Here is an 8,667-nt window from a genome sequence, read left to right as displayed (position 1 = left end):
GGTGGCTCCTCGCGCTGTGGGGGGGGGGGCCCGCCCGCGGGGGGGGGGGGGGCCCCCCCGGCCCCCCCCCCCCCCGGGGGGGGGCCCCCCCGGCCCCCCCCCCCCCCGGGGGGGGGGGCCCCCCCCCCGGCCGGTGTGCCGTACGGAGGATCAGCCCAGGCGCATGAGGTTGTTGGTCGGCAGGTTCTTGAGCCCGCCGAGGTTGCCGAGGTTGCCCAGCAGGCCCTGGGCTTCGGGCTGGCTGGGCCGGTTGGCGGCGGGGCGGCCGGGGGCCTTGCCCGGGGCCTGGCCGCCGGGGAGCGCTTGCGGGGCGGAGACGCCGACGCCCTGGCCGCCGAGGCCGGACGCGCCGTGGCCCTGCGGGCCCGGGGCACCGGCCGCGGACGCGACACCGCCACCGGCCACGAGGGCGGCAGCACCGAGGGCCATCACGCCGAGGGTCTTGAGGGTTCCCTGCTTCATCAGAAATCTGTCCTTGCAGACGGGGGGCTTGACCGATACGGAAACGTAGCCCTGGATTTCAGACGCCCGCAAACGGGGAAAGTGGCGCCCGAGCGGCGACCGACCCCTTCCCCCGGCCTTTTCTTCCGTCCGTACGATCAGCTGCCCTCGACCACAGATCCCCTGGTCACAGCGGTGGTCGAGCCCACCTGCCGGAACAGCCATTCGGACTTCAATTCAGCATATCCAGGCTTGATCACGTCATTGATCATCGCCAGACGTTCACCGAAAGGAATGAAGGCCGACTTCATCGCATTAACGGTGAACCACTGCATGTCGTCCAGCGTGTACTGGAACGTCGAGACCAGGTGCTGGAATTCGGTACTCATGCTCGTACCGCTCATCAGACGATTATCCGTATTCACGGTGGCCCGGAAATGCAGGCGGCGCAGCAGCCCGATGGGGTGATCGGCGTACGACGTGGCCGCGCCCGTCTGGAGGTTGGAGGTGGGGCACAGCTCCAGCGGGATGCGCTTGTCCCGGACGTACGAAGCGAGGCGGCCCAGCGTGATCGAGCCGTCGTCGGCGACCTCGATGTCGTCGATGATGCGCACCCCGTGGCCCAGCCGGTCGGCGCCGCACCACTGGAGCGCCTGCCAGATGGAGGGCAGCCCGAACGCCTCGCCCGCGTGGATCGTGAAGTGGTTGTTCTCCCGCTTCAGGTATTCGAAGGCGTCCAGGTGGCGGGTGGGCGGGAAGCCCGCCTCGGCGCCCGCGATGTCGAAGCCGACGACGCCGAGGTCGCGGTAGCGGTTGGCGAGCTCGGCGATCTCCAGGGCGCGGGCCGCGTGGCGCATCGCGGTGAGGAGGGCGCCGACGCGGATGCGGTGGCCGTTCTCCCGGGCCAGCCGCTCACCCTCGCGGAAGCCCTCGTTCACCGCCTCGACCACCTGCTCCAGGGTGAGCCCCTCGGTGAGGTGCTGCTCGGGGGCGTAGCGGATCTCGGCGTAGACGACGCCGTCCTCGGCCAGGTCCTCGACGCATTCGGCGGCGACCCGGACGAGGGCGTCGCGGGTCTGCATGACGGCGCAGGTGTGGGAGAAGGTCTCCAGGTAGCGCTCCAGCGAGCCGGAGTCGGCCGCCTCGCGGAACCAGAGGCCGAGCTTGTCCGGTTCGCTCTCCGGCAGCGCCTCGTATCCGGTTTCCCGGGCGAGGTCGATGATCGTGCCGGGGCGCAGCCCACCGTCGAGGTGGTCGTGCAGCAGCACCTTGGGGGCCCGGCGGATCTGTTCGGGGGTGGGTTGGTGGGTGTGCTCGCTCGTCATCTGCGCACCATAGCCCCTACGCGCGTAGATGGCCGTGATAGATACGGAACAGTGACCCGCAGGGGTAGTGGACTCCACTCGCCGTTCTGCGATCGTTTTGCCATGGCTCAGCAAGCGTTGCCCGAACGGGGCGCCCGGCTGGGGCGGCCGATGGGCGCGGCCGCCTCGCGGAGGACCGTGCACGGTGTGGTGTTGCTGCTTCCGGGCGGTGATCCGGACGGCGGCACCAGGCGGCCCACCCGGATGTCCGCCGCGGCCGTGCTGCCGCTGGCCCGGCGGCTGGTCCGGGCGGGCGAGGAGGAGGGGCTGGCCGCCCATGTGGTGCACTACCGCTGCCGCGGCTGGAACGGGCCCGACGCCTCCGCGGCCGCCGACGCCGAATGGGCCACCCAGGAGGTCGTACGGCGCTACGGCGACGTCCCGGTGTGCCTCGCGGGCCACGGCATGGGCGCCCGCGCCGCGCTGCGCGCCGCCGGGCATCCCGCCGTCACCTCGGTGGTGGCCCTGGCGCCCTGGCTCCCGGAGGCGGACACCCTGGACCCCGAGCCGGTCAAGCACCTGGTGGGGCGGCAGGTGCTGATCGCCCACGGTACGAACGACGAGCGCGTGGACCCCGAGCTGTCGTACCGGCTCGCCGAGCGCGCCAAGAAGGTCAACCGCGATGTGTGCCGCTTCGAGGTGCACACCGACGGGCACGGGATGCACCAGCACCGCCACGAGGTCCAGGCGCTGGCCATCGACTTCCTCCTCGGCTCCCTCTTCGCCACCGGCTACTCCCGCCCGGTGGCCGACGCCCTGGCCGCGCCGCCCCCGCTGGGCCTGCGCATGCCGCTGGCGGCGGGCTTCGGCTCCACGCTGCGCCGCTGAACTCCTGGGGAGTGCCCAACGCGGCGTGGGGTGGGGCTCGCCGGGTGGCGGGCCCCACCCCACGTCATGGGTGGTCGTGGATCAGTCGCCGGTCAGTGGAGCAGGTTCAGGGTGTTGGAGGCGTCGTCGACGAAGTACACCGAGCGGCCGTTCGGTGCGATCGCCAGTCCGAACAACGCGCCCGCGCCCGGCGGGGTGCCGGTGGAGTCCAGCTGACGGATGGCCACCTGGCGACCGGCCGGGGTGGTCTCGACGATGTTCCCGTCACCGCCGTTGACGGTGAGGATGTTGTTGTTCGGCGCGATGGCGAGCCCGAGCGGGCCGTTGAGCGCACCGCCGGAGCTGACGGTGCGGCCGGTGCCCGCGCTGGTCCTGCGCTTGAGGGCGTCCGGGATGGCCGCGATGCGGCTGTTGACGGTGTCGGCCACGTAGAGGGTGCCGTCGTGTCCGAGGCCGACGCCGGTGGGGCCGACGACGAGGGCGTCCGGGTCGGTCCGCTGGGCGAAGCCGGAGCCGATCTTCGTGGTCTTCTCGCGGGTCGGCGGCTGGTTGCCGTGCAGTTCGAGGGCGATGCGGAGCACAGTGCCCCGGTTGACCACATTGCCGCCGCCCGCGACGGTGCCGTTGAGCACGTTGGTGACGAACAGGTCGGCGCGGTTGCCATGGCTGACCGCGGTCATGTCCCAGGGGCCGTTGATGCCGTGTCCGGTGAACGTCTCACGGACGGTGCCGCGGCTGTCCAGCACCAGCAGACATCCGGCCTCGGCGTTCGCGGCGTTCCCGTCGCCGGTGGGCAGGCTGCCGACCACGACCCAGCCGCCGGGCAGGATGGACAGCGCGGTGGTGAGGCCGATGCCGCCGGTGCAGGGGCTCGGGAGCCGGCTCGGGTTGATCCGGGCGAACTGGCTGACGCCGCCGTTCGGCTTCACCTGGACGATGGTGGTGCCGGTGCCCTGCTCGTTGGCGGCGTTGTTGAAGTTGCTGACCAGCACGTTGTTCTTGTGCAGAGCGCCGATGCTCTGCGGGACGACGGCCGTGCCGTACGGGTTGAGGTCCCCGTTGGCGGGGACTGTGGACGCGATCGTGGTGACCGTGTGCAGCGGGCCGAGGAAGGTCCCGTGGTGGGCGGCGGCCGCCGAGGTGCCGCCGAGACCGACGGCCAGCGCGGCGACCGCCGAGACGAGTGAGCGGCGCCGGGGCAGCCGGGGGCGTCGCGACCGCGTCTCGGCCGACGCGACGGACACAGAGTGAGAATTCATGACGTAAAGCTAAACTCTTGAGTCCGTTATGTTCTGTTTTGACTCTTATTTATCACTGTGACGTACGTACGGCAGGGCTGATCGGCTGAGTTGCGAGCCCCGGTGGGCGGGGTGACGGTGGATGAGGGGGCGTCGCCCCACCCTCCGCGCGCAGCGGCGCACGTCCCCTCTCTCGGGGAAGACAGCGCACGCAAGCTCAAGAAGCGGAGATTCCCCATGACGAACGAACCCATGGGCAGGCCGCCCAATGGCGAACATCCCGAGCGGGCCGATGTGCCGCTCATGCCCCACGCCACCGAGTACACCGGCCGGTATGTGGTGCTGCTCGACCAGCGGGAGACGGAACGCGGACTGGACGCGCTGCGCTCGTCCGCGGGGATAGCGTCCGTCGAACGCGTCCGCGGCACCGAGGTGTCCGGCGCCGCCGAGCTGCTGCAACGGCCCGATGTCTCGGTGCTGTTCGACGAACTCGGCGCCGCCGTCGTCGAAGTGCAGCCCGACCAGCGGCACACGCTGGTGACCACGGCGCAGACCGAGCCCACCATCATCGCCGCCGAGCCGGAACGGATGGTGTACGCCTCGGTGATCACCGAGGCGCAGCGGACGCTGACCGGGTTCTTCCCGACGTACCGCAGCGACGAGGACGAGGTCGACCGCCACACCAGGGCCGAACTCGCCTCCTCGCTGGGCCCGGCCTGGGACGAGGAGAGCGTCACCTGGGGCCTTCAGGCGATCCGGGCGAACTTCTCCACCCTGTCCGGGCGCGGGGTGAAGGTGGCCGTGCTGGACACCGGGGTGGCCACCCAACACACGGACCTGACGGGATGCCTGGAGGAGACGGCTTCCTTCGTACCCGGCGCGAGCGTGGAGGACGGCAATGGCCACGGCACCCACTGCATCGGCACCGTCGCCGGTCCCGCGAAGCCCGAACACGCGCCCCGTTACGGAGTGGCGGGCGAAGCGCGGATCCTGGCCGGCAAGGTGCTGAACGATCGCGGCCGCGGCACCGACGGGCAGATCCTGGCGGGCATCGCCTGGGCCGTCGCGCACGGCGCCCGGGTGATCTCCATGTCGCTGGGGGCGCCGGTCGCCCCCGGGGAGCTGTTCCCGCAGACGTACGAGAACGTGTTCCGGCGCGCGCTGCACCGCCGGCCGGGCACGGTCACCATCACCGCGGCGGGCAACGAGAGCCGACGGCCGGGGTTCGTGGCCCCCGTCGGCCGGCCCGCCAACTGCCCCTCCGCCCTGGCGGTGGCCGCGCTCGGCAAGGAGCTGGCGACGGCGTTCTTCTCGTGCGGCGCGATCAACGGCGAGGGCGGCGAGGTGAACATCGCGGCGCCCGGCGTCGATGTGTTCTCGGCCGCGCCGGACGGCTCGTACCAGACGCTGAGCGGCACGAGCATGGCCACCCCGCACGCCGCCGGGGTGCTCGCGCTGATCGCCCAGGCACATCCGGAGTCCTCGACGGCCGACCTGCGGGCCCGGCTGCTCTCCGGGGCGTACCCGCTGCCGCTCCCCGCCACGGACGCCGGCGCGGGTCTGCTCCAGGCACCGTGACGGGCCCCGGCCCCGTGAACGAGGCGTCCGGACCGGTCGGGGTGATCGTCTCGGTCGACCCCGACCGGTTCGCGGAGGTGGTGCGGGCCGCCCGCGAAGCCGGTCTCACGGTCACCGGTGAACAGCCGCTGCTCGGCTTCCTCACCGGCACCATCGCCGAGGAGCGGATTCCGGTGCTGGAGGCGGTGGACGGGGTGGAGGCCGTCGACCGGGAGCGCATCATGGGGATCCCGCCGCCGGACTCACCCCTCCAGTGAGCCGCGTACGGGCCTCTACTCGTCCGACAGCGTCAGGTCCGGCACCCGCGAAGCGGCGATCAGGAAGGCCACCAAGAGCACGGCGGCGCCGGTGAGGAACACGATCCGCAGGGAGCCCACGTACCCCTCCAGGAACGGCTGGGCGACCCGCGGGTCGAGGGTGTGCAGGAAGGCGGAGTCCTCCAGGTTGACCTTGCCGCCGGGGCCGACTGCCGCCTTCAGCGCCTCCGCGTTCGCGGGCTGTTCGGCGAGCTTGCGGTACGCGGGGTCCTGAAGCGCCCCGGTGAAACGGTCGCCGATCCGCGTCCCCGCGAACGAGAAGAGGATGGAGACGAAGGCGGCGGCGCCCACCGTGCCGCCGTTGGAACGGAAGAAGTTCACCCCGGCGGTCGCCGCGCCCATGTCCTTCCGGGGCACCTCGCTCTGGGCGAGCGTGGTGAGCGTCTGCATCGCCGCGCCCAGTCCGGCGCCCATGAACACCATGCCGAGGGAGACGTGCCACAGCGAGCTGTCCACCCCCAGCGTCGCGTAGACGACCATGGCGGCGGCGAACGAGCCGATGCCCGTCACCAGATAGACCTTGAACCGCCCGGTGCGGGAGATCAGCCGGCCGACGACCAGCGTGACCGTCAGGTTCGCCGCGACGGTGGGCAGCGTGGCGAGCCCGGCCTCGATCGGGCTCATGCCCTTCACCAGCTGCAGATACAGCGGCAGCGTCGTCATCGCGCCGAACATTCCGATGCCCACGATGAAGTGCAGCGTCGTGCCCATGCGGAACGACCTGATGCGGAACATCCGCGGCGGCAGCAGCGCCGCGTCCCCCATCCGCCGCTCCACCAGCACGAACCCGGCCAGGCCCAGCGCCCCGACCGCGTACATCGCCAGCGACAGCGGCGCGCCCCAGCCCCAGCTGCGCCCCTGCTCGGCCACGGTGAGCAGCGGGACGAGACCGACGGCGAGGGCGGCCGCGCCGCCGTAGTCCAGCCGGTGCCGCACCGGGCGGTGCGGGACGAAGCGCAGCACCCGCAGGATCACGGTGATGGCCAGGATCGCCAGCGGCACGTTGATCAGGAAGATCCAGCGCCAGCCGTCGATCCCCAGCAGGGTTTCGCGGCCCGCCAGCGCCCCGCCGACGAGCGGGCCGACGATGCTGGAACCGCCGAAGACCGCCATGAAGTAGCCCTGGTAGCGGCCGCGTTCCCGGGGCGAGGTGATGTCGGCGATGATCGTCATGGCGAGCGACATCAGCCCGCCGCCGCCCAGGCCCTGGACCGCCCGGAAGGCCGCCAGTTCGTACACGGAGGTGGCGACCCCGCACAGCAGCGAACCGAGGGTGAACAGCACGATCGCGCACAGGTAGACCGGGCGGCGGCCGTGGATGTCGGAGAGCTTGCCGTACAGCGGGGTCGCGATGGTCGCGGTGATCAGGTAGGCCGTGGTCACCCAGGCCTGGGCGGTGAGGCCGTGGAGGTCGTCCGCGATGGTGCGCAGCGCGGACGACACCACGGTCCCGTCGAGCGCCCCCAGGAACATCCCGAGCACCAGACCCGACATGACGGTGGTGATCTGGCGGTGGGTGAGCCGTACGGGCGGGCCGTCCGCGTCGGGGGCCGCGCCCCGCTCGGTCGTGTCGGAGGTGGTCACGAGGAGGTCCGTCTCTTCCCGGGGGTCGCGTCGTACTGTGACGTGAGGGCTGCGGGGCGGGGCTATCCGGCGAGCTTCTCCAGGTCGCCGACGGCGGTCTCGATGCCCGGCGTGGCCAGCATCGCCAGCCGCGCCGTGCGGGCCCGGGCGGTGATGGCCTTGTCGGCGAGGACATCCCGGCAGACGGCGGCGATGCCGTCCGGTGTGGTGTCGGTGACGGCCCGGCCGATGCCCAGCTCCTGAACCCGCAGCGCGTTGGCGTGCTGGTCGCCGAACTGCGGCAGGACGGCCAGCGGGGTGCCGGTGCGCAGCGATTCGCGGATGCTGTTGAAGCCGCCGTGGGTCAGGAACAGGTCCACGGACTCCAGCAGGATCGGCTGCGGCAGCCGCTCGGTGACGTGGACGTGCGGCGGGAGGGCGTCGGTGTCCAGGGGGACGCCCGAGGTGGTGAGGACGACGGTGCAGTCCTCCAGCCGTGACACGGCGTCGGCGATGGTGCGCAGCGTGGCGGTGGGGTCCGGGAACTCGATGGGCGGCGCGGCCGCGCCCTCTTCGGGGCCGCTTCCGGCGGCGCCACCGGTCAGTTCGAGCATCTTCGGCAGCGCGGTGCCGATGGCGGCGTACACCAGCGGCTTGTCGGTGGGGAGTTCGGCGACCCAGCGCGGCAGGACCGAGGCCCGCTCGACGTCCACGGTCTGCCGGTACGACCACGTCGGGGGCAGGTTCCGGGCGAAGGTGAACTCCGGCGGTACGCAGTCGACGCGCCCGTGCGGCACGACGGACAGCGGGTCGTCGTACGTGGGCAGCCCGACCTCCTCGCGGGTGGCGTTGAGGTGGGGCAGCAGGTCGACGGGGTCGAGGACGTTGATGGCCCCGGAGGGGGTGGGCAGCTGGGGTATGCCCAGCCGCTCGGCGATCAGGACGGCGCCCATGTCGAAGCCGTCGCGCAGGATGAGGTCGGGCTGGAACTCCTTCGCCAGCGGGAAGACGCCCTCCAGGGAGATCTTCGCCCCGGTGCCGGCCATGCCGCGGAACATCAGCTTCGCCACCGCCGAGTTCAGGGCGGCCTTGTCGTCCTTCGGCAGGGCGGCCAGTTCGTCGGCGCGCTCCATCATCCGGGCGCGGGGGTCGAGGTCCGGCATGGTGGTGTCGACGCGGACGTCGTCGTCCTGGAAGACCGACGCCAGGGTGGGGTTGGTGACCACCAGAACCTCGTGTCCGGCGGCGGCGAGCGCGCGGAGCAGGGGCAGCTGGGCGCGCCCGTGGGAGGCGCTGCCGGTTGTGGTGCACAGGACCCGCATGGGGTGAACCCTTTCT

General features: G+C 71.9%; 8 protein-coding genes. 3 read left to right on the top strand and 5 right to left on the bottom strand.

What is annotated here, in order from left to right:
• Positions 1–150: 150 nt before the first annotated feature.
• Both ACFZCY_RS35325 and ACFZCY_RS35320 read right to left on the bottom strand, forming a co-directional pair.
• Complete coding sequence (locus ACFZCY_RS35325; protein ID WP_391182755.1) at positions 151–462, bottom strand: ATP-binding protein; 312 nt, start codon at positions 460–462, stop codon at positions 151–153.
• 137 nt (positions 463–599) lie between these two features.
• Positions 600–1,766 carry an adenosine deaminase gene (locus ACFZCY_RS35320; protein WP_391182752.1) on the bottom strand — a complete coding sequence of 389 codons (1,167 nt, stop codon included), beginning with the start codon at positions 1,764–1,766 and terminating at the stop codon, positions 600–602.
• Between the two features lie 102 nt (positions 1,767–1,868).
• On the opposite strand from ACFZCY_RS35320, the gene ACFZCY_RS35315 reads away from it, so the two are divergent.
• A complete protein-coding gene (locus tag ACFZCY_RS35315; protein WP_391182749.1) occupies positions 1,869–2,633 on the top strand; it encodes an alpha/beta hydrolase in 765 nt (254 codons plus the stop codon).
• Positions 2,634–2,725: 92 nt separating this feature from the next.
• On the opposite strand, the gene ACFZCY_RS35310 is transcribed toward ACFZCY_RS35315, so the two are convergent.
• On the bottom strand, positions 2,726–3,892 hold the full coding sequence (locus ACFZCY_RS35310; RefSeq protein ID WP_391182746.1) for a hypothetical protein: 1,167 nt from the start codon (positions 3,890–3,892) through the stop codon (positions 2,726–2,728).
• A 216-nt stretch (positions 3,893–4,108) separates the two neighbouring features.
• Here ACFZCY_RS35310 and ACFZCY_RS35305 point away from each other — a divergent pair, with 216 nt between their 5' ends.
• Complete coding sequence (locus ACFZCY_RS35305) at positions 4,109–5,449, top strand: S8 family serine peptidase (protein ID WP_391182743.1); 1,341 nt, start codon at positions 4,109–4,111, stop codon at positions 5,447–5,449.
• Positions 5,446–5,706, top strand: coding sequence for a hypothetical protein (locus ACFZCY_RS35300; protein WP_391182740.1), 261 nt, complete (start codon positions 5,446–5,448; stop codon positions 5,704–5,706). Before ACFZCY_RS35305 ends, ACFZCY_RS35300 begins: the two co-directional genes overlap by 4 nt.
• Positions 5,707–5,721: 15 nt before the next feature.
• Here the strand turns inward: ACFZCY_RS35300 and ACFZCY_RS35295 are convergent, their stop codons facing one another.
• Together ACFZCY_RS35295 and ACFZCY_RS35290 are read right to left on the bottom strand one after the other, a co-directional pair.
• Complete coding sequence (locus ACFZCY_RS35295; protein WP_391182737.1) at positions 5,722–7,350, bottom strand: DHA2 family efflux MFS transporter permease subunit; 1,629 nt, start codon at positions 7,348–7,350, stop codon at positions 5,722–5,724.
• Positions 7,351–7,412: 62 nt separating this feature from the next.
• On the bottom strand, positions 7,413–8,651 hold the full coding sequence (locus ACFZCY_RS35290; RefSeq protein WP_391182734.1) for a nucleotide disphospho-sugar-binding domain-containing protein: 1,239 nt from the start codon (positions 8,649–8,651) through the stop codon (positions 7,413–7,415).
• Positions 8,652–8,667: the final 16 nt, after the last annotated feature.

Source organism: Streptomyces sp. NPDC007983 (assembly GCF_042958345.1).
Classification (GTDB): Bacteria; Actinomycetota; Actinomycetes; order Streptomycetales; family Streptomycetaceae; genus Streptomyces.
The sequence above is the reverse complement of the archived record's forward strand: the minus strand, read 5'-3'. Positions and strand labels throughout refer to the sequence as shown.

Coding starts and splice junctions, on each gene's coding strand:
- ACFZCY_RS35320 (WP_391182752.1), bottom strand. CDS start 1,766: ATGACGAGCGAGCACACCCACCAACCCACCCCCGAACAGATCCGCCGG.
- ACFZCY_RS35325 (WP_391182755.1), bottom strand. CDS start 462: ATGAAGCAGGGAACCCTCAAGACCCTCGGCGTGATGGCCCTCGGTGCT.
- ACFZCY_RS35290 (WP_391182734.1), bottom strand. CDS start 8,651: ATGCGGGTCCTGTGCACCACAACCGGCAGCGCCTCCCACGGGCGCGCC.
- ACFZCY_RS35305 (WP_391182743.1), top strand. CDS start 4,109: ATGACGAACGAACCCATGGGCAGGCCGCCCAATGGCGAACATCCCGAG.
- ACFZCY_RS35310 (WP_391182746.1), bottom strand. CDS start 3,892: ATGAATTCTCACTCTGTGTCCGTCGCGTCGGCCGAGACGCGGTCGCGA.
- ACFZCY_RS35315 (WP_391182749.1), top strand. CDS start 1,869: ATGGCTCAGCAAGCGTTGCCCGAACGGGGCGCCCGGCTGGGGCGGCCG.